This window comes from Actinacidiphila guanduensis (genome assembly GCF_900103985.1).
GTDB classification, from domain to species: domain Bacteria; phylum Actinomycetota; class Actinomycetes; order Streptomycetales; family Streptomycetaceae; genus Actinacidiphila; species Actinacidiphila guanduensis.
In genome coordinates, this window is sequence record NZ_FNIE01000006.1 from 1 (window position 1) to 23690 (window position 23690).

Annotated in this window: 19 protein-coding genes; 6 read left to right on the plus strand and 13 right to left on the minus strand. The window is 73.9% G+C overall.

Going from position 1 to position 23690, the window contains the following annotated elements:
* Positions 1-285: 285 nt before the first annotated feature.
* The 8 genes from BLR33_RS14225 to BLR33_RS14265 form a co-directional block, all read right to left on the minus strand.
* The gene (locus BLR33_RS14225) at positions 286-900 is read right to left on the minus strand and encodes a hypothetical protein (RefSeq protein WP_093784821.1); all 615 of its coding nucleotides are present in this window, start codon (positions 898-900) and stop codon (positions 286-288) included.
* A 111-nt stretch (positions 901-1011) separates the two neighbouring features.
* Entirely contained in the window at positions 1012-2463 is a 1452-nt protein-coding gene (gene ahcY, locus BLR33_RS14230; RefSeq protein ID WP_093784822.1) for an adenosylhomocysteinase, read from the minus strand.
* A gap of 229 nt (positions 2464-2692) precedes the next feature.
* Positions 2693-3652 (minus strand): cation diffusion facilitator family transporter, encoded by a 960-nt coding sequence (locus BLR33_RS14240; RefSeq protein WP_093784824.1) that lies wholly within the window; start codon positions 3650-3652, stop codon positions 2693-2695.
* Between the two features lie 105 nt (positions 3653-3757).
* The gene (gene manA / locus BLR33_RS14245) at positions 3758-4966 is read right to left on the minus strand and encodes a mannose-6-phosphate isomerase, class I (protein WP_093784825.1); all 1209 of its coding nucleotides are present in this window, start codon (positions 4964-4966) and stop codon (positions 3758-3760) included.
* A 5-nt stretch (positions 4967-4971) separates the two neighbouring features.
* Positions 4972-6111 carry an SIS domain-containing protein gene (locus BLR33_RS14250; RefSeq protein ID WP_093784826.1) on the minus strand — a complete coding sequence of 380 codons (1140 nt, stop codon included), beginning with the start codon at positions 6109-6111 and terminating at the stop codon, positions 4972-4974.
* 33 nt (positions 6112-6144) lie between these two features.
* Positions 6145-6324 carry a Trm112 family protein gene (locus tag BLR33_RS14255; protein WP_093784827.1) on the minus strand — a complete coding sequence of 60 codons (180 nt, stop codon included), beginning with the start codon at positions 6322-6324 and terminating at the stop codon, positions 6145-6147.
* Between the two features lie 179 nt (positions 6325-6503).
* A complete protein-coding gene (locus BLR33_RS14260) occupies positions 6504-7862 on the minus strand; it encodes a phosphomannomutase/phosphoglucomutase (protein ID WP_093784828.1) in 1359 nt (452 codons plus the stop codon).
* Positions 7863-7953: 91 nt separating this feature from the next.
* Positions 7954-8373 carry a DUF3499 domain-containing protein gene (locus BLR33_RS14265; RefSeq protein WP_093785173.1) on the minus strand — a complete coding sequence of 140 codons (420 nt, stop codon included), beginning with the start codon at positions 8371-8373 and terminating at the stop codon, positions 7954-7956.
* Between the two features lie 349 nt (positions 8374-8722).
* On the opposite strand from BLR33_RS14265, the gene BLR33_RS14270 reads away from it, so the two are divergent.
* A complete protein-coding gene (locus tag BLR33_RS14270; RefSeq protein WP_093784829.1) occupies positions 8723-9175 on the plus strand; it encodes a metallopeptidase family protein in 453 nt (150 codons plus the stop codon).
* Positions 9176-9238: 63 nt separating this feature from the next.
* On the opposite strand, the gene BLR33_RS14275 is transcribed toward BLR33_RS14270, so the two are convergent.
* The 3 genes from BLR33_RS14275 to BLR33_RS14285 all read right to left on the minus strand — a co-directional run bounded on the left by BLR33_RS14275 (position 9239) and on the right by BLR33_RS14285 (position 15018).
* The gene (locus BLR33_RS14275) at positions 9239-10696 is read right to left on the minus strand and encodes a DUF5719 family protein (protein WP_093784830.1); all 1458 of its coding nucleotides are present in this window, start codon (positions 10694-10696) and stop codon (positions 9239-9241) included.
* A complete protein-coding gene (locus BLR33_RS14280) occupies positions 10693-14523 on the minus strand; it encodes a glycosyltransferase family 2 protein (protein WP_093784831.1) in 3831 nt (1276 codons plus the stop codon). The genes BLR33_RS14275 and BLR33_RS14280 overlap by 4 nt, the downstream gene beginning before the upstream one ends.
* A 231-nt stretch (positions 14524-14754) precedes the next feature.
* Positions 14755-15018 (minus strand): WhiB family transcriptional regulator, encoded by a 264-nt coding sequence (locus BLR33_RS14285; RefSeq protein ID WP_031519519.1) that lies wholly within the window; start codon positions 15016-15018, stop codon positions 14755-14757.
* Positions 15019-15725: 707 nt separating this feature from the next.
* Here BLR33_RS14285 and BLR33_RS14290 point away from each other — a divergent pair.
* Genes BLR33_RS14290 through BLR33_RS14300 form a run of 3 tightly spaced genes read left to right on the plus strand, consistent with a single transcriptional unit; the run spans position 15726 to position 18719 of the window.
* Positions 15726-16259: a cysteine dioxygenase gene (locus BLR33_RS14290; protein ID WP_093784832.1), complete on the plus strand. Its 534-nt coding sequence runs from the start codon at positions 15726-15728 to the stop codon at positions 16257-16259.
* Positions 16260-16296: 37 nt separating this feature from the next.
* On the plus strand, positions 16297-17253 hold the full coding sequence (gene cofD, locus BLR33_RS14295; protein WP_093784833.1) for a 2-phospho-L-lactate transferase: 957 nt from the start codon (positions 16297-16299) through the stop codon (positions 17251-17253).
* Entirely contained in the window at positions 17250-18719 is a 1470-nt protein-coding gene (locus BLR33_RS14300; protein ID WP_093784834.1) for a coenzyme F420-0:L-glutamate ligase, read from the plus strand. The genes cofD and BLR33_RS14300 overlap by 4 nt, the downstream gene beginning before the upstream one ends.
* A 115-nt stretch (positions 18720-18834) precedes the next feature.
* Here the strand turns inward: BLR33_RS14300 and BLR33_RS14305 are convergent, their stop codons facing one another.
* Together BLR33_RS14305 and manB are read right to left on the minus strand one after the other, a co-directional pair.
* Positions 18835-19788, minus strand: coding sequence for a DNA-3-methyladenine glycosylase family protein (locus tag BLR33_RS14305; RefSeq protein WP_093784835.1), 954 nt, complete (start codon positions 19786-19788; stop codon positions 18835-18837).
* A 374-nt stretch (positions 19789-20162) separates the two neighbouring features.
* Entirely contained in the window at positions 20163-21299 is a 1137-nt protein-coding gene (gene manB / locus BLR33_RS14310; protein ID WP_093784836.1) for a mannose-1-phosphate guanylyltransferase, read from the minus strand.
* Positions 21300-21408: 109 nt separating this feature from the next.
* Between manB and BLR33_RS14315 the strand changes: the two genes are divergently transcribed.
* Both BLR33_RS14315 and BLR33_RS14320 read left to right on the plus strand, forming a co-directional pair.
* Positions 21409-22176 (plus strand): TIGR03089 family protein, encoded by a 768-nt coding sequence (locus BLR33_RS14315; RefSeq protein ID WP_093784837.1) that lies wholly within the window; start codon positions 21409-21411, stop codon positions 22174-22176.
* A gap of 194 nt (positions 22177-22370) precedes the next feature.
* Complete coding sequence (locus BLR33_RS14320; RefSeq protein ID WP_245771404.1) at positions 22371-23654, plus strand: LCP family protein; 1284 nt, start codon at positions 22371-22373, stop codon at positions 23652-23654.
* Positions 23655-23690: the final 36 nt, after the last annotated feature.

A 23690-nucleotide genomic window follows, 5' to 3' on the forward strand; every position in this document is an offset into this window, starting at 1 on the left:
CTTTTGGCACGCTGTTGAGTTCTCAAGGAACGGAAGCTGCCATCGGCCACCGTCACCGGCGCCCTCCGGGCTTTCCCTTCGTTGTGTCTCCGACTCTATCAGACCCTTTCGAGTCGGAATTACCACCCGACTTCGGGGACACAAATGCCCCGCCGAGTTTTCACCCGGCTAGAGCGTCTGGTGTCTTCGATGTACGAAGTGGCAAGGATCTTGGTTGCCCACGGCCGGAGCAGTCCGGCTCGCGACAACCGTTCTAACCTACCTCCCGCCCAGGGGAGCGTCAAATCAGCCGAAGCTGGACGGGGGCGTGTCGAGGTCCTCCAGCTCGATGCCGGGTGCGGCCAGGACCACGTCGCCGGCGATGTGGACATCGCTCTCCTCGCCCGTCGCGAGGTCGGCCACTCGGAAGTTATCCACAGGCAGCTCACCGCTGTCCGTGGAATGTGCTGTCCTGGTCAGGAGCGACCACGACTGGTCGACGGTGAGCGGAGCGAGGACGGGGGCCCGAAATGACACGAGACGTACGCGGGTGGCGGGCGCACCCGGTTCGAGGCGCAGCAGCCGTGCTGTCGCGATCAGGAACGCGGGCGATACGCCCGTGAACGCGTGGGCGGGTGCGTTCCCTTCTTGGGCGTGCTCGCCGGTGGGGTCGGTTCTGACCCAGGTCACGCCGTCCAGAGCGGCGCCGCGGACCTGCCATGCGGAAGCGTGCAGTTCGAGGCGGATGGGACGGCCGAGTTCGTCGATGGTGAGGTCGACGGAGCCGGCGTGGTCGCCGGCTGGCGTCGTGGTCTGTGCGGTGTAGCGCCAGCCGGAGGGGCCGGTGGCGCAGTGGAAGTGCTCAGTGCCGAGGGGTGTGTGGTCATGCGTGTCGTGGAACGAGTAGCGGCCGCGGGGCATCGTGGGGTTCCGGGATCTGGCAAGGCCCCCGCCTCGCTGGCGAGACGGGGGCCGGTGCGCGGTGGTTCGGTTCGCCGCCGGGCGAAGGACGCCGCGGTGCGGCTCCGACGATCAGTAGCGGTAGTGGTCCGGCTTGTACGGGCCCTCGACCTTGACGCCGATGTACGCGGCCTGCTCCGGGCGGAGCGTCGTGAGCTTGACGCCGAGCGCGTCGAGGTGGAGCCGGGCGACCTTCTCGTCGAGGTGCTTGGGGAGCACGTAGACGCCGATCGGGTACTCCTCGGGCTTGGTGAAGAGCTCGATCTGGGCCAGCGTCTGGTCCGTGAAGGAGTTGGACATCACGAAGGAGGGGTGGCCGGTCGCGTTGCCGAGGTTGAGCAGACGGCCCTCGGAGAGCACGATCAGCGCCTTGCCGTCCGGGAAGGTCCAGGTGTGGACCTGCGGCTTGACTTCTTCCTTGACGATGCCGGGGATCTTGGCGAGGCCGGCCATGTCGATCTCGTTGTCGAAGTGGCCGATGTTGCCCACGATCGCCTGGTGCTTCATCCGCTGCATGTCGGACGCCATGATGATGTCGCGATTGCCCGTGGTGGTGACGAAGATGTCGGCGGTCTCGACCACGTCGTCCAGCGTGGCGACCTGGTAGCCGTCCATCGCGGCCTGCAGGGCGCAGATCGGGTCGATCTCGGTGATGATGACGCGGGCGCCCTGGCCGCGCAGGGACTCGGCACAGCCCTTGCCGACGTCGCCGTAGCCGCAGACGACCGCGACCTTGCCGCCGATCAGGACGTCGGTGGCGCGGTTGATGCCGTCGATCAGCGAGTGCCGGCAGCCGTACTTGTTGTCGAACTTCGACTTGGTGACCGCGTCGTTGACGTTGATCGCCGGGAAGAGAAGCGTGCCTTCCTGCTGCATCTCGTACAGCCGGTGCACGCCGGTGGTGGTCTCCTCGGTGACGCCGCGGATCTCGGAGGCCAGCTGCGTCCACTTCTGCGGGGTCGCGGACAGGGTGCGGCGCAGGAGGGCGAGGATGTAGCCGTACTCCTCGCTGTCCTCGTCGGTGGTGGCCGGCACGGCGCCGGCCTTCTCGAACTCGACGCCCTTGTGGACCAGAAGGGTGGCGTCGCCACCGTCGTCCAGGATCATGTTCGGCCCGCCGGTGGCGGCGTCCGGCCAGGTCAGTGCCTGCTCGGTGCACCACCAGTACTCTTCGAGGGTCTCGCCCTTCCAGGCGAAGACAGGGACGCCCTGCGGGTTGTCGGGGGTGCCCTCGGGGCCGACGGCGATGGCAGCGGCCGCGTGGTCCTGGGTGGAGAAGATGTTGCAGGACGCCCAGCGGACCCGGGCGCCCAGCGCCACGAGGGTTTCGATGAGCACGGCGGTCTGCACGGTCATGTGCAGGGAGCCGGTGATGCGCGCGCCCGCGAGCGGCTGCGCGTCGGCGTACTCCTTGCGGAGGGACATCAGGCCGGGCATCTCGTGCTCGGCGAGGGTGATCTCCTTGCGGCCGAAGGCGGCAAGGGAGAGGTCCGCGACCTTGAAGTCGGTGGCGGTGGTGGTCATGCGGGCTGCTCCTCGCGATGGTCGAGGCGGACAGGGACTCAGCGCGACCGGGCGGGGCGGTTTGTCGCAGGGTGCGGACACACCTGTCCCCTGGCGGCAGCGCAATCCGTCGGAGGCCCTCTCTCCCTCGCGCGGTCGCCACGAGGGGACCGCCCGACCGCCATCAGCAGCGACGTCTGGCTACGCACGAGGCTACACCGGGGTGCGGATCGGGCGCAGGGTGTGGCGGTCACCTGCCGCCGGGGGTCTGGTCGGGGTCGGGGCCCGCCGCTGCGGCGGCCGCGCTGTAGATGTCGGGTTCGAGGTAGATGACGCGGGCGATGGGCACGGCGGCCCGGATGCGCTCCTCGGCGGCGTCGATGGCGCGGGCCACCTCGTCGGCGGTGTCGTCGTGGCGGACGGCGATCTTGGCGGCGACGAGGAGCTCCTCGGGGCCGAGGTGGAGGGTGCGCATGTGGATGACGCCGGTGACGGTGCGGCCGTCGACGGCGGCGGCGCGGATGCGGTCGACGGAATCGGCTGCGGCTCCCTCGCCGATGAGCAGCGACTTGGTCTCGGTGGCGAGGACCAGGGCGATGCAGATGAGGAGGGTGCCGATGCACAGGGTGCCGATGCCGTCCCAGACACCGGAGTCGGTCGCCAGGGCTAGGCCGACGCCGGCGAGGGCGAGGACCAGGCCGATCAGGGCGCCGAAGTCCTCCAGGAGGACGACGGGGAGTTCGGGTGCCTTGGCGCGGCGGATGAACTCCGGCCAGGACGCCCCGCCGCGGGTGTGGTTGGACTCCTTGACGGCGGTGCGGAAGGAGGAGCCCTCGGCGAGGAGCGCGAAGACGAGGACGCCGACGGGCCAGTACCAGTGGTCCACGGCGTGCGGGTGGCGGATCTTCTCGTAGCCCTCGTAGAGGGCGAACATGCCGCCGACGGAGAACAGGACGATGGAGACGAGGAAGGCGTAGACGTAGCGTTCGCGGCCGTAGCCGAAGGGGTGTTCGTCGTCGGCGGCGCGTTTGGCCCTCTTGCTGCCGATGAGGAGGAGGAACTGGTTGCCGGAGTCGGCCACGGAGTGGACGCCCTCGGCGAGCATGGAGGAGGACCCGCTGAACGCGAAGGCCACGAATTTGGCGGCGGCGATGGCGAGGTTGGCGCTCAGTGCCGCGATGACCGCCCTGCTTCCGCCTGACGCGCTCATAGGTGGTGGGTGTCCCTTCGGTCGGCTCGGTGGGCCGGGGCTCGCGCCCCGGCGGTACGGGCGTTGCGGACGGACATTGTTGCAGCCGCTGTGTGGGGGTTCGGGTCAGGCGGTCACGGTGGCGCGGAACAGGGTGCCGTCGCCGGTGAGTTCGACGGTCTCCGGGGCGGGGACGTAGGCGGACTCGCCGCGGCTGAGAGTGATGGTGGTGCCGTTGGGGCCGGTGGTGTGCAGGCGGGCCTCGCCGTCGGTGCACAGCAGGATCTGCGGGGTGCCCGCGGGCAGGGTGCGCGGGTGGCCGCCGGTGGAGAGGAGGTGCCGGGAGAGGCAGAACTCGTCGATGGGCGCGGGGTAGACCTCCTCGCCCTCGGGGGTGGGTTCGGGCCGCAGGACGCCGGGGTCGCCGGCCTCGAAGCGGACGACGCGCAGGAGTTCGGGGACGTCGATGTGCTTGGGGGTGAGGCCGCAGCGCAGGACGTTGTCGGAGTTGGCCATGATCTCGACGCCGAGGCCGTCGAGGTAGGCGTGCGGGACGCCGGCGCCGAGGTAGAGGGCTTCGCCGGGCTGGAGGCGCACATGGTTGAGGAGCATCGCGGCGATGATGCCGCGGTCGCCGGGGAAGCTGCGGGCGGCCTTGGCGTAGGCGCCGTAGGACCGGGCGTGGAGGCCGTCGGGGTCGGCGGCCAGGCGTTCGGCGGACGCGGTGGCGGCGTGGACCGTCTCGGCGATGGCGTCCGCGTCGGCGCCCAGGACGGCGGCGAGGACCTCGCGCAGCGCCTGGTCCTCGGGCTGGGCGCGCAGGATGTCGACATAGGGGGTGAGCGCGGGGACGGCAAGTGCCTCGATGAGGTCGGCCGCCTCGGCGGGGTGGCGGAAGCCGCACAGCCCGTCGAAGGGGGTGAGGGCGACGATCATCTCGGGCTTGTGGTTGGCGTCCTTGTAGTTGCGCTCGGGGGCGTCGAGGGGGATGCCGCGGGCCTCCTCGTCGGCGAAGCCGGCGCGGGCCTGCGCGAGGTCGGGGTGGACCTGGACGGACAGGGGCGCGGCGGCTGCCAGGACCTTGAGCAGGAAGGGGAGGCGGGGGCCGAAGCGCTTGACGGCGGCTTCGCCGAGTTCGCCCGCCGGGTCGGCGTCGATGACGGCGTCGAGGGCGACCGGGCCGTGGCCGCGGTCGATGCGGGAGGGTGCGCCGGGGTGAGCGCCCATCCACAGTTCGGCCTGGGGTTCGCCGGTGGGTTCGGTGCCGATGAGGTCGGGGATGGCGGTGGTCGATCCCCAGGCGTAGGGGCGGACGGTGTTGGTGAGGCGGTTCATTCCGGTCAGGGTCTCTCGTTCGAGGCGACGGCCAGGTATGCGGCGGCGAAGTCGGTGAGGGCGAGGAGTTCGGCGGCGGTGTCGAGCGGGGTGCCGCCGGGGGCGGTGATCTCGCTGAGGGGGGTGCCGTGGGCGTATGCCTGCTCGCGGGCGGCGGGTGCGGCGGAGCCGGGCTGGTCGGGGGCCTCCTGGAGGAGGACGACGCGCAGCCGGAGTCCTTCGGGGTCCTCGACGCGGTCGCGGAAGAAGTCGTCCGGGTCGGCGGCGAGCGGGTGGGCGCCCGCTTGGAGGGGGCCGTGGGCGACGAGGGCCGCGGGCAGTTCGGCGGGCAGGGCGGGGCGGGCGGCCTGGACGGCCAGGACGGTGGCGAAGCGTCGGGCGCCGGCGGCGGCGACGCGGCCCTGGCTCCACAGGAGCGGCAGGGAGTCGTCGAGTTCGGCGGCGAGCGTCTTGGCCGGGTTGGTGTAGGTGGCGACGGCGGGGCCGCAGCGGGTGGCGATGTCGTCCAGGCGGTCGGCGACCTGGTGCAGGGCCGCGACGGGGGTGCTGGTCAGGCCGATGCGGCCGGTGAGGGCGAGCAGCGGGGTGAGCAGGGCCCAGAAGGCACTGGTGTCGGCGGAGTCCGGGGCGTCGGCGGGCAGCTCGAAGCCGTTGCCGCCGGGGGTCGCGAACGGCAGGGCCATACCGCGGACCTGGGCGACGGCTTCGGCCAGGGGCGCCCCGGTGGGGGTGACCGCGGCCGCCGTGCAGCCGCGGCGGTACGCCTGCTCGACCAGGTCGGTCAGGCCCTCCTCGGTGCCGCGCGGCGAGAGCAGGATCAGCAGGTCGAGCGGACCGGCCCAGCCGGGCAGGGTCCAGCGGGCCTGCTGCGGGGAGGGCCCGGTGGGGGTGAGGAGTTCCACCGGGCAGATGCCGGAGCCGAGGGCGGCGACCAGGTCGGCGACGGCTTCGGCCTCGGAGCCGCTGCCGACGACGAGGACGGCGCGCGGCCGCCCGTCGGGCCGCAGCGCGGTGACGCCGGCCTCCTCGGCGAGCCGCAGGGCGGTGCGGACGCGCGCGCCCGCCGCGGCGGCGCTCCGCAGCAGCCCGTGGGCGTCGGCGCGGGTGAGCGCGTCGGGGTCGTCCAGCAGCGACTCGTCGAACAACACGACCTCCCGGTCGGGTGCGGATGCCTGGGGTCAGGCGGGGCGGCGGGCCTCGTCGACGAGGAGGACGGGGATCTCGTCGCGCACCGGGTAGGCCAGGCCGCAGGTGTCGGAGGTGCACACCAGCTCGTTCTCGGCGGTGTCCTCGCGCAGCGGGGCGTGGCAGGCCGGGCAGGCGAGGATCTCCAGCAGGCTGGGTTCGACGAGCGACATGTGCGGGTCCTCCGGGCGGGTGCGGTCGGCTGGGGGTGGCGGGCGGTTCGCGGTGCCGTGGGGCGGCGCGGCCGGCCCGGGTCGCGTGCTGGACCAGTGGTTTCTCCTGGCGTCCAGCCTATCGCCGCGCCCGCGCGGGGCGCGGGCCGCCCGCCGCTCCGGGCGGCCGCGGGGCGGGCTCAGCCGCGGACGACGGCGAGTACCTGGTCGCGCAGGCGGCTGACGGTTGCGGCGTCGCTGGCCTCGACGTTCAGCCGCAGCAGCGGCTCGGTGTTGGAGGCGCGCAGGTTGAACCACCAGTCGGCGGCGGCGACGGTCAGCCCGTCGAGTTCGTCGAAGGTGACGCCCTCCTGCCCCTCGAAGGCGGCGCGGACCGCGGCGGTGCGCCCGGCCTGGTCGGCGACGGTGCTGTTGATCTCGCCGGAGGAGGCGTAGCGGTCGTAGGCCGCGACGAGGGCGGACAGCGGGCCCTGCTGGCCGCCGAGCGCGGCCAGCAGGTGGAGTGCGGCGAGCATGCCGGTGTCGGCGTTCCAGAAGTCGCGGAAGTAGTAGTGCGCGGAGTGCTCGCCGCCGAAGACGGCGCCGGTGGCGGCCATCTGCTGCTTGATGAAGGAGTGGCCGACGCGGGTGCGCACCGCGGTGCCGCCGTGCTCGGCGACGACCTCGGGTACGGAACGGGAGGTGATCAGGTTGTGGATGATCACGGCGCCGGGGTTGCGGGCCAGTTCGCGGGCGGCGACCAGGGCGGTGACGGCGGAGGGCGAGACGGGTTCGCCACGCTCGTCCACGGCGAAGCAGCGGTCGGCGTCCCCGTCGAAGGCGAGCCCGAGGTCGGCCCCGGTCTCGCGCACCTTGGCCTGCAGGTCGACCAGGTTCTTCGGATCGAGCGGGTTGGCCTCGTGGTTGGGGAAGGTGCCGTCGAGCTCGAAGTACATCGGCACCAGGTCCAGGGGCAGGCCGTCCAGGACGGTGGGGACGGTGTGGCCGCCCATGCCGTTGCCCGCGTCCACCACGACCTTCAGCGGGCGGATGCCGGACAGGTCGACCAGGGAGCGCAGGAAGCCGGCGTAGTCGTGCAGGACGTCGCGCGAGGTGATGGTGCCGGCCGTGGGCGCGCCGGGAGGCAGGCCGCCGGCCGACCACTGCTCGGCCAGCGCGCGGATGTCGGCGAGTCCGGTGTCCTGGCCGACGGGGGCGGCGCCGGCCCGGCACATCTTGATGCCGTTGTAGCGGGCCGGGTTGTGGCTGGCGGTGAACATCGCGCCGGGCAGGTCGAGGTGGCCGCTGGCGAAGTACAGCTCGTCGGTGGAGCACAGCCCGATCTCGGTGACGTCCGCGCCGCGGGAGGCGGCGCCGCGCGCGAAGGCGCGGGACAGGCCGGGCGAGGAGGGGCGCATGTCGTGCCCGACGACTACCGCGGAGGCGCCGGTGACCGTGGCGAAGGCGGCGCCGAAGATCTCGGCGAGCGGCTCGTCCCACTGGTCGGGGACGACGCCGCGTACGTCGTACGCCTTGACGATCTGCGACAAGTCGGACACTGCACACCCCTGTTGGACGGTCCCTGCGGCTCGGTACGGGACAACCTATCCGAGGAGCCCGGACGACCCCGGTGAATCCGTGCGCAGGGGCCTACGACTCGGGCGAGCGCAGCACGCGCAGGTGGCCGCGGCGGGCGACCTCGAGCGGGTCGATGTCGCGGGCGGCGGCGCCCTGGGCGCGGTCCTGGGGGCGGGCGGCCTCGCGGACGGCGTTGGCGAGCGCTTCGAGGTCGTCGCCGCTGGGGCGGACCGGGCCGGCGTCGGTGGCCAGGCGGACGACCTCCCAGCCGCGCGGGGCGGTCAGCCGCTCGGAGTGCTCGGAGCACAGGTCGTAGCAGTGCGGCTCGGCGTAGGTCGCGAGCGGCCCGAGGACGGCCGTGGAGTCCGCGTAGACGTACGTCAGCGTCGCGACGGCGGGTCGGCCGCAAGCGGTGCGCGAACAGCGACGTACAGGGCTCACGAGGTTGGACGGTACCGCACTCTTGAGCGGGCCGCGACGACTCTCCGCCAGGTCACCCGGTCGTGTCGTGCGGCGGGCCGAAACACGCCATTTGCCGGTGCCGTGGCGCTGACCTGCGGCGACTTTTTCGGGCCCGCGAGCCAGTACCGAGAGTAACGCTTCGGGTAGGGCCCTCCCGAGCAGCGGCTTCATATGCTACGTGGCGGATTTCCGTCACCGCTGTGGCCGGAAGCCATCCCCCCGCCCGCCGGCAGCGCTTGGACGAAGACCGCGAAGAGACCTGAACGAGACCTGCGGGGAACCCCGACGGTGCGCGGGTTCGCTCGTTCGGGGGCGGGCGCGCGGCAAGGCGGCAGGCGCCCTGCTGTGCGCACCTCCCGCGAGGACTAGGCTCACGCTGATGGACAGCTCGACCCCCACCTCCGCCCCCACGCCCGCACCCGGGCCGCGGCGGCGCGACCGGCACGGCCGCGGGATGCGCGGACCGATCGCGCCCCCGCAGGTGCCGCTCGCGCTCAGCCGCGCCGACGCCTTCGACGACCTGGTGCGCGACGCGGCCGACCGCCTGGAGCGGCGCTGGCCGCAGCTCGCCGACGTGGAGTTCGCCGTCCAGGACGTGCCGTGGCCGCAGGACGGGCAGCCCGCCGACGGCGACCCGGTGCCGCTGGGGCGGCTGATCGGCGCGGCGAAGGACCGGCCGAGCCGCATCGTGATCTACCGGCGGCCGGTGGAGATCCGCGCCAAGAGCCGCGACGAGCGGGCCCTGCTGGTGCACGAGGTGGTCGTGGAGCAGGTCGCCGAGTTGCTGGGTCTGTCCCCGGAGAACGTCGACCCCAAGTACGGCGAGGACTGAGCGGGGAGGAGCGGGGCTGAGCACCTGGGGCGCGAGGTCCGGGGCGCTCAGCCGTCGGCCGTGTCAGGGCTCCAGGATGCGCAGGTCGGTGTGCGCCTTGGGCACCGCGACAGTGCTCCGGTCGTCGGGGATCGGCTGGATCGTGAACATCGGCACACCGTTCTGCGGGAGTGCCAGCGTCCGGGAGGCGTAGAGCTGACCGCCTGAGAGGCGCTCGACGGTCACGGCGTAGCCCCCTTTGAGACCGGACGGCTGCGGGGGCGTCAGTGCCGTGGTGGTGCCCGCCTTGACCGTGACCGTCTTGGTGGCGGCGCTGCCGCCGGTGGATCCCGCAGAAGAGGTGATCCTCACACTGGCGTCCTGGCCGACGGCGGTCAGCGAGAGCGTGGACCCCTTGGCGCGGTTGTCGGCGACGGTGCCGCGCTTGCCGATCGCAGGGGTCGCGGGCAGGAAGGCGATCTCCTGGTCGCTGCCCTTGCCGCGGGTGACCACCAGGGCAGCGACCACGGGCACCGCCTGGTGCACCGTGCTGGAGCCGATCAGCAGGGAGCCGGCGTCGTCCTTGGTGACGTCCCCCAGGTCGACCCCCACCGTCATCCCGCTCTTGACGTGCAGCGTCTCGTGGCCGGCCGGGACGATCGAGCCGGTGGAGGTGGCGAGCTTCAAGGTGAGGTCGGCGTCGTCGGAGCCGGCCGCATAGGCGACCAGGCGCACGTCGGTGGCGTCCTTGGGGATTCCCGGCAGGACGAGGCTGGTGGCGGGCTCGGCGGCGGGTGCCAGCCAGTCGGTGCCCTTGGTGGTGTCGGTCGCCTGGACGGCGGCGCCGACCCGGCCGCTGCGGGCCACCACGTGCACCGTCAGGTCGGTCTCCTTCTCGGCGACCAGGGTGGACAGCAGCACCGGCTTGGAGCTGTCGCCGGGGACGGTGATGCCGTCGGCCGTGGCCGTCTTCAGGGCGCCGTTCGGGCCGTAGAGCTCGATGTCCACGACGGCGGGGGTCTCGTCGGGGTTGACCAGGTCGACGTAGTCCTGGCGGTCGTCCTTGGTGCTGGCGCCGGGGAACCAGAAGTCGGTGTCCGGGGCGACGCAGGACAGGCCGAGCAGGCCGCGTCCGGGCCCGTCGGTCACCGTGGTGGTCTGCTGGACGGTCCAGCCCGGCGCCAAGGCGCCCTCGGCGTTGCCGATCAGGGCGGGGGCGCCCGCCTTGTTGTTCGTGGAGGTGGCCGGCTTGCCGGTGGCCGTCAGCGGCTTGAGTGGCTTGGGCTTGGCGGTCGCGGGCACCAGGGTGGCGCTGCCCGTGCCGGAGCCGGTGCCCTGGGGGGTGAACGAGGTGTACGTGGTCTGAGCGAACTCCGAGGGCGAGGGCTCCGGGCACAGCAGGGTGCTGCGCTGGACCGGCAGCTGGGCAGCGGCGGTGGCGGGCGCGGCGTCGGAGCTGCTGCCGCCGGTCAGGGACGCCGCGCCGGTCAGGGCGACGAGTGCGGCGGCGCCCGCGGCCAGGGAGATGGTGCTCCGGTTCACTGGTAGTCGCTCCCGTCGCGGCGCTGGTCGCCTTCTGGGTGGTACGGGGCCGCGCCGCCGTAGGCGTTGGGGTCGTAGGGCTGCTCGGGGTACTGCTGCTCGCCGTAGCCCTGCTCGTAGCCCTGGCCGCCCTGGCCGTCCTCACCGGGCGGGTAGGGGGCGTAGCCGGGGGGCTGGGGCGGGTAGCCGTACGCCTCGTACTGGCCCTCGTAGCCGGGCGCGGGCGGGTAGCCCTCGGCGTTCTCCCAGCCGGGGGCGTTCTGGGCATAGGCGGGGTCGTAGCCGCCCTCCTGGTAGGCGCCCTCCTGGTAGCCCGTCCCCTGGTAGCCGTAGCCGTCCGGGCCTTCTGCGGGCGGACCCGCGTAGGGGTCGTACCCGGCCGGGTCGGCCTCGGGGTCGTAAGGGGCCTGGGCGCCCTCGTAGGCGGGCTGGGCGCCGTAGTCCGGGTCGTCCTCCCTGCGGGGGCCGGGGACCTCGGCAGGGGGCTGCCCGGCCTCCGCGGGGTCGTCGGCTGCCGCGGCTGCCGCCTCCGCGTCGGCCGCGGCCTGCAGGCGGCGGGCACGGCGGCCCTCGCCGGCCTGGGCGGGGATGTCCGCGGCGGCGGCGCCCTCGGCGTCGGGCAGGTCGTCGTCGATCTCGCGGCGGCGGCCGGGCAGCGCGAGCACGACCACCACGAGCAGCAGGAACGCCTGGATGCCGAGCCAGCCGATGTGCGTGACCGGCTCGTTGTACCCGACGTCCAGCTTGCCGCCGGAGGAGGGCAGTTCGAAGCCCTGGGCCCAGCCGTCCAGGGTGACGGGGGTGAGCGCCTTGCCGTCGAGGCTGGCGTGCCAGCCGGGCGCGGCGCTGTCGGCCAGGCGCAACTGCCGCCCGGCGGGCCCGGCCGGCACCTTGGTGTGCGCCTGGACGCGGCCGGAGGCGACACCGATGGGGGCGGCGCCCTTGCTGATGATCGTCATCCGGGAGACGGGGGCGTCCACGCGCCACAGCTCGCTGCCGTCGGCCTGGCTGACGCGCGAGAGGCCGGGGGTGCTGTCCAGGACGCGGCCGAAGGAGCGGGGGGCGCCCTTCTGGGCGAGGACGTAGCGGACGGCGTAGCCGGCCAAGCGGCTGCCCTGGTCGGCGCCGGAGCCGGCCACCAGGTTGGCCACCACGGAGTCCAGGGCGTGGTCGGGCGCGGCCTCGGCGGCGAGTTCGGCGTCACCGATGCGGACACCGGAGCCGCGCACCAGCGCGTAGCCGACGTGGGCCTCGGTGCCGTTGAGCACCAGGGTGCGCGGCTGGTCGCCGGTGGTGGCCTCCTCTGCGACGAAGGCGGGCACCTGCTGGGGGTCGCGGCGCTCCAGGGGGCCGTCGGCGCCGTCGACCATCCAGGTAAAGGCGGCGAGGACGGGGGCCGCGGCAGCGGCCAGGGCGATCAGGCCCGCCACCGGCTGGCGCCAGCCGAAACCGCTGGCGGCGATGCGCTCGTTGGCGCCCTCGGCGCCTATGGCGGCGGCCGCCAACAGGGCGAGGCCGTACACCAGAGTGGCGGGGCCTGCCCAGTCCTTGCCGTTCTCGATCACGGCGAAGAGCAGTCCGGTGACGGCCGCGGCCCAGGCGGCGGTGATAGCGGTGCGGCGGGTGCCACGCATCAGGGCGGCGAGCGCGGCCAGCACCACGCCGATGAGCAGGAAGCCGCCGGACGCCTTGGGGCCGCCGGGGCTGAGCAGGAGCAGGTCGACACCGGAGGCGGTCTTGGTGCTGTAGGGGAGCCCGGCCTCGTTGAGCATCCGCCCGGGGTGCGAGAGGAGCGTCAGCGACCAGGGCGCCAGGAGCACCATCGGCGTGACCAGGAGGGCGGCCCAGCGCATCAGGAGCGGCGCGAGCAGGGCGCTCTGACCGCGCGCCAGGCGCCAGGCGAGCGCGACCGCAGCGAGCACCAGGGCGATCGGCCAGGTGACGGGGGTGAACGCGGTGGTGAAGGTGAGCATCAGGGCCAGCGCCCAGGTGGAGCGCCAGCCGGGCCGCACCCCGCGTTCTATGGCGGCGTCGCCGAGCTGGAGCCCGGCGGCGGCCGCGGCCGCGCGGGCCATCAGGGGCAGCAGGATCGCCAGGACCGCGGTGCCCAGGCGGCCCGCGGCCAGGGCGCCGGTGGCCGCGGGCAGGAAGGCGTAGGCGACCGACGCCCAGGCGCGCAGCAGCCGGGACTCCACCAGGGGGCGCGAGGCGAAGTAGGCGGTGACGCCGGACAGGGGCACGGAGGCGACCAGGAAGAGCGTCAGCGTCAGGCCGGTGGAGCCGAACAGCACGGTGGCGAAGAGCGCGAGGACCGCGAGGTAAGGAGGCGCGGCCTGGGTGCCGCCGGTGCCCAGGGCGTGCCAGGAGCCGGCGTAGGTGTCCCACAGGTCGGAGGCGCCCGGGTCGGCGGGCAGCAGCGCGCCACCGGAGAGGGCGCCGCCGCCGAGCAGGCTGCGGCAGGCGGCGAAGGAGACCACGAGCAGGACGGCGAAGAGCACCGGTCCCGGTTTGCGGGCGATGCGCTTGATCCGTGCGAACTGCTCGATCTCCAGGAAGTCGCCGTCCTCGTCGCCCGGCCCCGACTCGACCGCGCCGCCATGGCGGCCGACCGCGGCGGTGGCGGCGTCGGCGCGGCCGGAGAAGTTGCTGACCACCTGGTCGACGGTGGCGCGTACGGTCGCGCCGGGCGGCGGGAAGAGCGGCCGCAGTTCCGAGGGCGGTACGGTGCCGCGGCCGCGGCGTCTGCGGGCGGCCAGCAGGCGGCCCGGCCGCAGCAGGACGCCGAGCAGGCCGACGATCTCGTCCACGGCCTGGCCGGGCACCTTGCCGACGAGGTAGGCCAGGGTGCGCAGCAGGGTGCCGACCACCACGCGCAGGGCGACGTAGGGCAGCAGCGGGCCGCGGGTGTTGGCCAGCAGGGTGTAGACGGCACCGGCCTTGTCGACGCGGTGCGGGTTGACCGCCGAGCGTCCGGCGCAGTCGACGGGGCGGCGCTCCCTGGAGGCGGCCTCGGCGTGGCGCATCACGGCGTCGGGGGCGATCAGGACGGTGTGGCCGGCGGACTGGGCACGCCAGCAGAAGTCGACGTCGTCGCGCATCAGGGGCAGCCGGCGGTCGAATCCGCCCAGCTCCTCCCAGACGTCGCGCCGCACCAGCATGCCCGCGGAGGAGACCGACAGCACCGGGCGGACCTGGTCGTGCTGGCCCTGGTCCTGTTCGCGGCGCTCCAGGCCGGTCCAGCGGCGGCCGCTGCGGGCGATGCTGACGCCGACTTCGAGGAGCTGGCGGCGGTCGTACCAGCTGCGCAGCTTGGGGCCGATGATCGCGGCGCTCGGGCTCGCCTCGGCGGTGCGCAGCAGCGCGGCCAGGGCGTCGGGCTCGGGTTCGCAGTCGTCGTGCAGCAGCCACAGCCAGTGCACCGGGTCGCCGTGCGGGCGGGCGGGGGTGTCGTAGCCGTCGTCGTTCCAGCTGCGGGTGGCCGGGTCCCAGCCGCCGTGGCGCTCCAGGTAGGGCACGTCCTCGGCGGTGAGGACGGGGGCGGTGCGGACCGCCTCGTCGACGGCGGCGCCGAAGCCGGTGCGGCGGGCCAGGTGCAGCACGCGCTGGTCGCCGAGGGCGTCGGCGAGCAGGCGGGCGGAGTCGTCGGCGCTGCCGGTGTCCGCGGCTATGACGTCCTGGACGGGGCGGTCCTGCACCAGGAGGCCCTGCAGGGCCTTGGGCAGCCAGCGCGCGCCGTCGTGGGCGACCAGCACGGCGGTGACGACGTGGCGCGGGAACTCAGGGAGCCCGGCCTGCTGTGCGGCCGGTGCTGGGCTGTTCACGGACATCGAGGTTCGGGCCCCGGTTCGCTGGACTGCGGTGGATGCGCGGACCCGCCGTGGGCGGGGTAGGCATCTTGGACGGCCCCCCACACTAACGGCTCATACCGGTGCGGCCGTCCGGGTGCGGGGACGACGGCGGCCCGCCTGCCGTGCGCGGGGGCACGGGAGACGGGCCGTGATCAGGGGGTTTTCGGGCGCTGCCGGGTGCAACTGCGGCCGGATCGGACCGGGCGTGGATCAGACGACGCCCTTCTTCAGCCGCCGGCGCTCGCGCTCGGACAGGCCGCCCCAGATGCCGAAGCGCTCGTCGTTGGCAAGGGCGTACTCCAGGCAGTCGGAGCGGACTTCGCAGGCGAGGCAGACCTTCTTGGCCTCGCGGGTCGAGCCGCCCTTCTCGGGGAAGAAGGATTCGGGGTCGGTCTGCGCACACAGCGCGCGCTCCTGCCAGCCGAGTTCCTCGTCGGCCTCCTCGGCCAGCAGCAACTGGAACTGCTCGGTCATGCGCGCCCCTGTCTGTCGTGCTTCCCCGTGATGCTGCCCTCCGCCGCCGCGTCGGGGACGTGCGGTGGAAACGACACGAGTGAAATTACAAGTGTGCCGATCCGAGCCAGTCAAGCCGAGATCTGCTATTGGGCCCGTTATTCACTCCGCTGAACCAAGACGTGACAGATAGTGTTGATATCGGCCCAACCGCCTGCATCCGTCAACCGAGGTCCCACCGGTCAAACGCTCACGTCCCGTCAGACGCAGTGGCGACGCGGGGCGTTCCGCCCGATCGGGTGAAGCGCTGCGGATCACATTTCGATCACAGAAGTCCAACGTCACACTCGGCGGCGCGTTCTCCCAGACCGGAATCCGATCTCCATCGGATCTGCACGGATGCGGCACCTCCTATCCGCACCTTCGCGGGGGCAAACCTTTCAGCGTCGGAGGTTGCCGGATCAGGTGAACCTGCGCGACATACCGGGCATCGAGTTGACAGCCGACTTGCGGGCAGGGTCTGCTTGATCCATGTCCGCCGAGCCCTTCGCGCCCTTCCGGACCCGCCGCCGCGGGTTCTGCTGCGTCGCGCTCGCGCAGAGCTGTTGTTGTTCCCGCCGCTGCCGCTGACCCCGCCCGGCGCCCGGCCCGACGCGTTCCCGCGATCGGAGTGACCCGGCCCCCGGCCCCGCCCGCTCCATGCGCACCCGCGAGGAACACCCACTTCCATGAACTCCGACGTCTCCATCGCCGGCGACCCCCTCGACCTGCTCCACCTCCTCCCCCCGGTGCCCCGGCACCCGGTCACCGTGGCGGAGTTCGCCGGGCTCGCCCGCGCCATCGCCGCCGACCGCGCCCGCTGGGCCCCCCTGGTCCGCTACGACGCCGCCACCCGCTGGTACGCGCGCCTGCAGACCGGCCCCGGCTACGAGGTGTGGCTGCTGAGCTGGCTGCCCGGCCAGACCAGCGGGCTGCACGACCACGGGCGATCCAGCGGGGTGCTCACCGTCCTGGACGGCACGCTCCACGAGCGCGCGCTCACCGCCCGGGGCGAGACCCGCCGCGCCCTGTCCCCGGGCCGGCAGCGGGCGTTCGGCCCCGGCTACGTCCACGAGGTGGCCAACGAGTCGCTGGAGGGCGCGGTCAGCCTGCACGTCTACTTCCCCGGGCTCACCGAGATGACTCCCTACGACCGGTCCGCCTGCACACCGGGCGCGCTCGCCGGGCAGGAGAGCGGGGCCCGGTCGCACGCGCAGGCGTAGGCGCCGGTCCCGGCGGGCGGGCTGCCAGACTGGGGCCATGCGAATCGTGGTTCTGGCCGGAGGTATCGGAGGAGCGCGCTTCCTGCGCGGCCTCAAGGCAGCGGCGCCGGAGGCGGAGATCACCGTCGTCGGCAACACGGGAGACGACATTCACCTGTTCGGGCTGAAGGTGTGCCCGGACCTGGACACCGTGATGTACACCCTCGGCGGCGGCATCCACGAGGAGCAGGGCTGGGGCCGCGCGGAGGAGACCTTCGCCGTCAAGGAGGAGCTGGCCGCCTACGGCGTCGGGCCGGAGTGGTTCGGCCTGGGCGACCGCGACTTCGCCACGCACATCGTCCGCACCCAGATGATCGGCGCCGGCTATCCGCTCAGCGCCGTCACCGAGGCGCTGTGCGCGCGCTGGCAGCCCGGGGTGCGCCTCATCCCGATGTCCGACGACCGGGTCGAGACCCATGTGCTGGTCGAACTCGACGGCGAGCGCAAGGCGGTGCACTTCCAGGAGTACTGGGTGCGGCTGCGCGCCTCGGTGCCGGCGCACGCCGTGGTCCCGGTGGGGGCGGAGGGCGCCAAGCCCGCGCCCGGCGTCCTGGAGGCGATCGGCGAGGCCGACGTGATCCTCTTCCCGCCCTCCAACCCGGTGGTGAGCATCGGCACCATCCTCGCCGTGCCGGGCATCCGCGAGGCCATCGCCGACGCCGGGGTGCCGGTGGTGGGCCTGTCCCCCATCGTCGGTGACGCGCCTGTGCGCGGCATGGCCGACAAGGTGCTGGCCGCCGTGGGTGTGGAGTCCACCGCGGCCGCCGTCGCCACGCACTACGGCAGCGGGCTGCTGGACGGCTGGCTGGTCGACACCGTGGACGCCGCCGCGGCGCCGGAGGTCGAGGCCGCCGGCATCCGCTGCCGGGCCGTGCCGCTGCTGATGGAGAGCGTGGAGGCGACCGCGCAGATGGCGCGTGAGGCGCTGGCGCTGGCCGAGGAGGTGCGGGCGTGACGGGGCGGACGGGCACGGCGGGGCAGGCGCCGCGCTACGAGGTGTTCGGCGTCGCCGGCATCGGCGAGGTGCAGCCCGGGGCGGACATCGCGAAGCTGATCGCCGCCACCGGGGTCGAACTCGCCGACGGCGACGTGGTCGTGGTCACCTCGAAGATCGTCAGCAAAGCCGAGGGGCGGATGGTGCGGGCGGACGACCGCGAGGCCGCCATCGACGCCGAGGCCGTGCGGCTGGTCGCCCGGCGCGGCACGACCCGGATCGTGGAGACCCGGCACGGCTTCGTGATGGCCGCGGCGGGCGTGGACGCCTCCAACACCCCCGCGGGCACCGTCCTGCTGCTGCCGGAGGACCCCGACGGCTCGGCCCGCCGGATCCGGCAGGGGCTGCGCGAGGCGTTCGGCGTGCGGGTGGGCGTCCTGGTGACCGACACCTTCGGGCGGCCCTGGCGCGAGGGGCTGACCGACGTGGCGATCGGCGCCGCCGGTGTGCGGGTGCTCGACGACCTGCGGGGCGGCGTGGACAGCCACGGGAACCCGCTGAACGTCACGGTCACCGCCCTCGCCGACGAACTCGCCGCCGCCGCCGAGCTGGTGAAGGGCAAGGCGAGCGGGGTGCCCGTCGCGGTGGTGCGCGGCCTGGCCGATCTGGTGCTGAACACACCCGACACCGTCGCTGACGAAGCGTCAGGCGCCCTGGCGGCGGACCCTGTCGACGCCATGGCGGCGGACGGCTCCGGCACCCAGGTGGCGGAGCAGCATGCGCGGCCCGCCACACAGGAGGCCGGCGCGTCCGTCTCCCCTGCGGCGGACACGGGCGCGCGGGCACTGGTGCGGTCCGCGGCCAACGACATGTTCCGGCTGGGCACCTCGGAGGCGGTGCGGGAGGCGGTCTCCTTGCGGCGCACGGTACGGGAGTTCACCGACGCCCCGGTGGACCCGCAGGCGGTACGGCGGGCGGTGGCGCTCGCGGTCACCGCGCCCGCGCCGCACCACACCACGCCCTGGCGGTTCGTGCTCCTGGAGAGCCCGCGGGTACGCGAGCGCTATCTGGACGCCATGCGCGACGCCTGGGCGGCGGACCTGCGCGGCGACGGCTTCTCCGAGGCAAGCGTGGCCAAGCGGCTGCGCCGGGGCGACGTGCTGCGCAAGGCGCCCTACCTCGCGGTGCCCTGCCTGGTCGCCGAGGGCGCGCACCCCTACCCGGACGCGCGCCGGGCCGCCGCCGAGCGGGAGATGTTCCTGGTGTCGGCGGGCGCCGGCGTGCAGAACTTCCTCGTGGCGCTGGCGGGCGAGCAGTTGGGCTCGGCGTGGGTGTCCTCCTCGCTCTTCTGCCGGGACGTGGTGCGCGAGGTGCTGGACCTGCCGGAGTCCTGGGACCCGCTCGGCACGGTCGCCATCGGCCGGGCCGCCTCCGCGCCGGGCCCGCGGCCCGAGCGGCCCGCAGAGCCGTTCCTGGCGGTGCGCTGACGGCCTGGGGCGCGCGTTCGGCACCGTGGGCGACCGGGCCGGGCGCCCTGGGACTGAGCACAGTGCGGCCCCTCGCCGGCCCTTCCGCGGCGAAGGCCCGGCGTCGCGCAGGTGCTCAGCGGTGCGCGGGCGGGCCCAGGCGGGGGGCCTGCCGCGGCGGGGGCGGCGAGGCGAGCAGGATGAGCCGGGTCGCCCGGTGCCGCTGGCCGTCGTAGGGGGCGAGCAGGCGCAGCATCGTCTCGTCGTCGCTGCGGCGCTCCCCGGTGAGGGCGTAGCCGATGTGGTGCGGCAGGTGGAGGTCGCCCACGGTGACCGCGTCGGGGGCGCCGTGGCTGCGCTGGAGGGTTTCTGCGGCCGTCCAGGGGCCGATGCCGGGGAGCGTCTGGAGCAGGGCCGAGGCGTCCTCGGCGGAGCGGGCGGCAAGGGTGTCCAGGCGGGCGCCGACGCGTACGGCCCGCAGGACGGTGGAGGCCCGCTTGTTGTCCACCCCGGCGCCGCGCCAGTCCCAGGAGGGCACCCGCGCCCATTCCCGCGGGGCCGGCATGACGCGCATGCCGCGAGGGGCGTCGCTGCCCTGGACACCCGGTGCCGCCTCGCCGTGCTTGAGCACGAGCAGCCGCCAAGCGCGGTACGCCTCGATGGTGGTGACCTTCTGCTCCAGCACGGAGGGGATCAGGGATTCCAGGACGAGTCCGGTGCGGGTCAGGCGCAGGCCCGGGTGGCGCCGGTGGGCCGCGTGCACGACGCGGTGGCGCGGCACGAAGGCTGTCGGGTCGTCCTCCGCGCCGAGCAGCGCGGGCATCGCGTCCAGCAGCCACTTGCCGCCGGGGCCCCAGGCGGTGCCCTCGACCGCCGCGGGGCTGCCGGTCAGGCGCAGCGTGCCGGGCCCTTCGGGGGTGCGGCTGGCCCGCCACACCGTGCCGTCGGGGGTGATGCGGAAGGTCGGGTCGCCGCCGCCCCGGCGCAGCGGCATCAGGGTGCGGCGCACGTCCAGCGGGCCGTCGGGCACCCACGTCCGCGTACCCGCCGGGGCGGGGGCGGCTCGGGGGGCGACGGCTTCCTGGGGCACGCGGCGAGCCTACCGGCCGCCCCGCGTCACAGGGCCTCGGACGGCACATGAGCGCCCGGGCGCCCAGGACGCCGGCCTGCGCGGCCGGGGGCACGGCCCCGATCGCGTATCCCCGGGTACCGGCCCGATCGCGCCACCCTGGGCACGGCCTCGACCGCGCATCCCCGGGTTACCGGCCCGATCGCGCCACCCTGGGCACGGCCTCGACCGCGCATCCCTGAGTACGGCCCGGCCCCGCCACCCTGGCGCCCCCGGACCGCGTCGCAGAAGCCGCCGCTCAAGCCGCATGACGGACAAGCCACTCCGCAAGCCGCCATGGCACCGCCCCGGAAGGCGCAGCTGCCTCGCCTCCATGGCGGCGGGCGCCCGCGCCCTTACTCGTCGGAGGAGAACCGCACCGACCCCGCCTCCAGGCGCGCGTCGCACCACACCCGGGCCCCGTGCAGCAGTTCGTTGTCCGCCCCCACGAAGGCGCCGTCCCCGACCACCACGCCGTCGAGCACGGTCCGGCTGCCGATGTGGGCGCCGGCGCCGATCAGGCTGTCGCGCACGACGGCGTCCGGGTCGATCCGGGCGCCGGCCAGGACGGTGCTGCCCTCGACGTGCGCGCCCGCGCCGACGACCGCGCCCGCGGCCACCGAGGTGCCGCCGAAGAGCTTGGCGTCCTCGGCGACCCGGGCGCCGGGCAGCACCAGCCGCTCGCCGCGCCGCCCGGGCACCGCCGGGGAGGGGGCGCGGCCCAGGACGAGGTCGGCCGAGCCGCGGACGAACGCCTGGGGGGTGCCGAGGTCGAGCCAGTAGGTGGAGTCGACCATGCCCTGCAGGTGGGCGCCCTCGGCGAGCAGCCCGGGGAACGTCTCGCGCTCGACGGACACCGGGCGCCCGGCGGGGATGGCGTCCAGGAGGGAGCGGGTGAAGACGTAGGCGCCGGCGTTGACCTGGTCGGTGACGATCTCCTCGGGCGTCTGCGGCTTCTCCAGGAAGGCCGTGACGCGGCCGCCGGGGTCGGTGGGCACCAGACCGAAGGCGCGCGGGTCGTCGACGCGGGTGAGGTGCAGGGAGACGTCGGCGCCGCTGGCGCGGTGGGTGGCCACCAGGGAGGCGATGTCCAGGCCGGTGAGGATGTCGCCGTTGAAGACCAGGACGGGCTCGCCGGGGGCCGAGTGCAGCCGGTGGGCGACATTGCGCAGGGCGCCGCCGGTGCCGAGCGGGTCGGTCTCCGTGACGTACTCCAGGTGCAGGCCGAGCGCGGAGCCGTCGCCGAAGTGCGGCTCGAAGACCTCGGCGAGGTAGGAGGTGGCCATCACGATGTGCTCGACGCCCGCCGCCCGGGCCCGCGCGAGCTGATGGGTGAGGAAGGGCACCCCCGCGGCGGGGATCATCGGCTTGGGGGTGTGTACGGTGAGCGGGCGCAGTCTGGTGCCCTTGCCGCCGACCAGGAGGATCGCTTCGGCCGCGGGACGGCGGCTGGTGTCGTCGGAGCCGGCCTCGGAGGCAGGGTGTGCGCGCATGGGGAAGATAGTGGCATAAGCCGTAAACCCGATGAACCATGACCTGACTACCCGTCAGGCGCGTCGTGCGACCGCGAGGCCCGGAAGCGGTGCGGGTAGCCTGGCCGCCGTGACGTCCAGTGCCCCGACTCCCGCAGGTCTGCTCGCCGACGCCGTCCGCAGCGACCCGGGCCGCCCGCTGATCACCTTCTACGACGACGCGACCGGCGAGCGGGTCGAACTGTCGGTGGCGACGTTCGCCAACTGGGTGGCCAAGACCTCCAACCTGCTGCAGGACGACCTGGGTGCCCAGCCCGGCGACCGGGTCGCGCTGCTCCTGCCCGCTCACTGGCAGACCGCGGTGTGGCTGCTGGCCGCCTTCTCCACGGGCGTGGTCGCCGTCCCGGGCGGCGACCCGGCCCGCGCGGACCTCGTGGTGAGCGGCCCCGACACCCTGGAGGAGGCGCTGGCCTGCCGGGGCGAGCGGGTGGCACTGGCGCTGCGGCCGCTGGGCGGCCGGTTCCCGCAGCCGCCGCGGGGGTTCGCGGACTACGCGGTGGACGTACCGGGCCAGGGCGACCGGTTCGTCCCCTACGAGCCGGTCGGTCCGCAGGCACCCGCGCTCGAACTGCCCGGCGAGGGTGTGCTGACGGCCGGCGAGGTCGTGACCCGGGCCCGCTCGCAGGCCGAGGCACTCGGCCTGGAGCCCGGCTCGCGGCTGCTGTCCGGTCTGCCCTACGGGAGCTGGGACGGCCTGGCCGCCGGGCTGCTGGCACCCCTTGCGGCGGGGGCGTCCGTCGTCCTGTGCCGCCACCTCGACAGGCTCCCGGCGGAGGGCCTGGCCCGCCGCAAGGAGGAGGAGCGCGTCACGCACACCGCCGTACCGGAGGGGATCTGACCGCCTCATGGCGGCTCTTCGTTAAACCTGGGTGAACATCCGCTCATCTCCCCTTTGAATCGGATGCGTCAGGCAACCGTTCGCCGGGCTCGACTGTCTGAACGAGTGCCGCACGGATGCGCGTCCCCGACGCCCCGGCGGCCACCGGCGTCCGACGTCCCCGTCGGGCAACTGACCGAGGGACGGGCACCGACGTGACCACGCCACCAGAGCCCCCGCAGGGCGACTCCCCCGCCGAGAAGGACGCGCAGGACGCGCCGCCGGCCGGGAGACCCGAGGACGCCGCCGAGGACCTCACCGCCCCTCCGCAGCGCCGGCGCCGCACCTGGCTTCGGGTGCTCGCGGTCTCCACCGCGCTGCTCGTCCTGGCCGGCGCCGGCGGCCTGTGGTACGTCTACCAGCACCTCAACGGCAACATCACCACCGACAACGTCACCGAGACGGAGCTGAAGGCGCAGGAGTCGCAGCGCCCCACCGAGGAGCCCACCTCCGCCGAGAACATCCTGCTGATCGGCTCGGACAACCGCGGTGACGGCAACGGGAAGTACGGCAAGGACACCGGCACCCAGCGCTCGGACACCACGATCCTGCTGCACCTGTCGGCCGACCGCAGCAACGCCACCGCGATCAGCATCCCGCGCGACCTGATGGTGCATCAGCCGGTGTGCACCAAGGCCGACGGGAGCACGGTGCCGGCCCGGTTCGAGCAGTTCAACTGGGCATTCGAGTTCGGCGGGGCGGCCTGCACGATCCGCACCGTGGAGGACCTGACCGGGGTGCGCATCGACCACCACCTGATCGTGGACTTCAACGGCTTCAAGAACATGGTCAACGCGGTCGGCGGCGTGGAGGTGTGCGTCGCGCACCCCGTCCACGACGCCCAGGCGCACCTCGACCTGCCCGCGGGCCGGCAGAAGCTCGACGGCGAGCAGGCGCTCGGTTACGTGCGGGCCCGGCACAGCCTCGGCGACGGCAGCGACACCGAACGCATAGGCCGCCAGCAGGACTTCCTGGCCTCGCTGATCAAGAAGGTGCAGACCAACGGGGTGCTGCTCAACCCGGTGAAGGTCTATCCGCTGCTGGACGCGGCCACGAAGTCGCTGACCGCCGACCCGGGACTGAACTCCCTGGGCGAGCTCTACAAGCTCGCGCAGTCCCTGCAGAAGGTCCCCACCGGGTCGATCCACTTCGTCACCGCGCCGATCGAGCCCTACGTCGCGGACCACAACCGCGACCAGCTGGTGCAGCCCGAGGCCGACCAGCTCTTCGCCGCCGTGCGCGCCGACCAGCCGGTGAACGTCGGCAAGACCGCCAAGAGCGCCTCCCCGGACGACTCCGCGGGCGCGACCCCGGGCGGCCCGGCCACCGCGAGCCCCACCGGCACGGCGAGCGCCCCGGGGAGCGCGACCGCCGATCCCACGGGCACGCCCACCTTCAAGGGGACCACCGCCGACCGCGACCTCTGCGGCAAAGACTGATGAACTAAGGTGGGGCGCCCCGGCGGACTGCGGATG

Bases quoted from the DNA above. Each gene is read 5' to 3' on its own strand.
- BLR33_RS14225 (WP_093784821.1), bottom strand. From the start codon at position 900: ATGCCCCGCGGCCGCTACTCGTTCCACGACACGCATGACCACACACCC.
- ahcY (WP_093784822.1), bottom strand. From the start codon at position 2,463: ATGACCACCACCGCCACCGACTTCAAGGTCGCGGACCTCTCCCTTGCC.
- BLR33_RS14240 (WP_093784824.1), bottom strand. From the start codon at position 3,652: ATGAGCGCGTCAGGCGGAAGCAGGGCGGTCATCGCGGCACTGAGCGCC.
- manA (WP_093784825.1), bottom strand. From the start codon at position 4,966: ATGAACCGCCTCACCAACACCGTCCGCCCCTACGCCTGGGGATCGACC.
- BLR33_RS14255 (WP_093784827.1), bottom strand. From the start codon at position 6,324: ATGTCGCTCGTCGAACCCAGCCTGCTGGAGATCCTCGCCTGCCCGGCC.
- BLR33_RS14270 (WP_093784829.1), top strand. From the start codon at position 8,723: ATGGACAGCTCGACCCCCACCTCCGCCCCCACGCCCGCACCCGGGCCG.
- BLR33_RS14280 (WP_093784831.1), bottom strand. From the start codon at position 14,523: ATGTCCGTGAACAGCCCAGCACCGGCCGCACAGCAGGCCGGGCTCCCT.
- BLR33_RS14285 (WP_031519519.1), bottom strand. From the start codon at position 15,018: ATGACCGAGCAGTTCCAGTTGCTGCTGGCCGAGGAGGCCGACGAGGAA.
- BLR33_RS14290 (WP_093784832.1), top strand. From the start codon at position 15,726: ATGAACTCCGACGTCTCCATCGCCGGCGACCCCCTCGACCTGCTCCAC.
- cofD (WP_093784833.1), top strand. From the start codon at position 16,297: ATGCGAATCGTGGTTCTGGCCGGAGGTATCGGAGGAGCGCGCTTCCTG.
- manB (WP_093784836.1), bottom strand. From the start codon at position 21,299: ATGCGCGCACACCCTGCCTCCGAGGCCGGCTCCGACGACACCAGCCGC.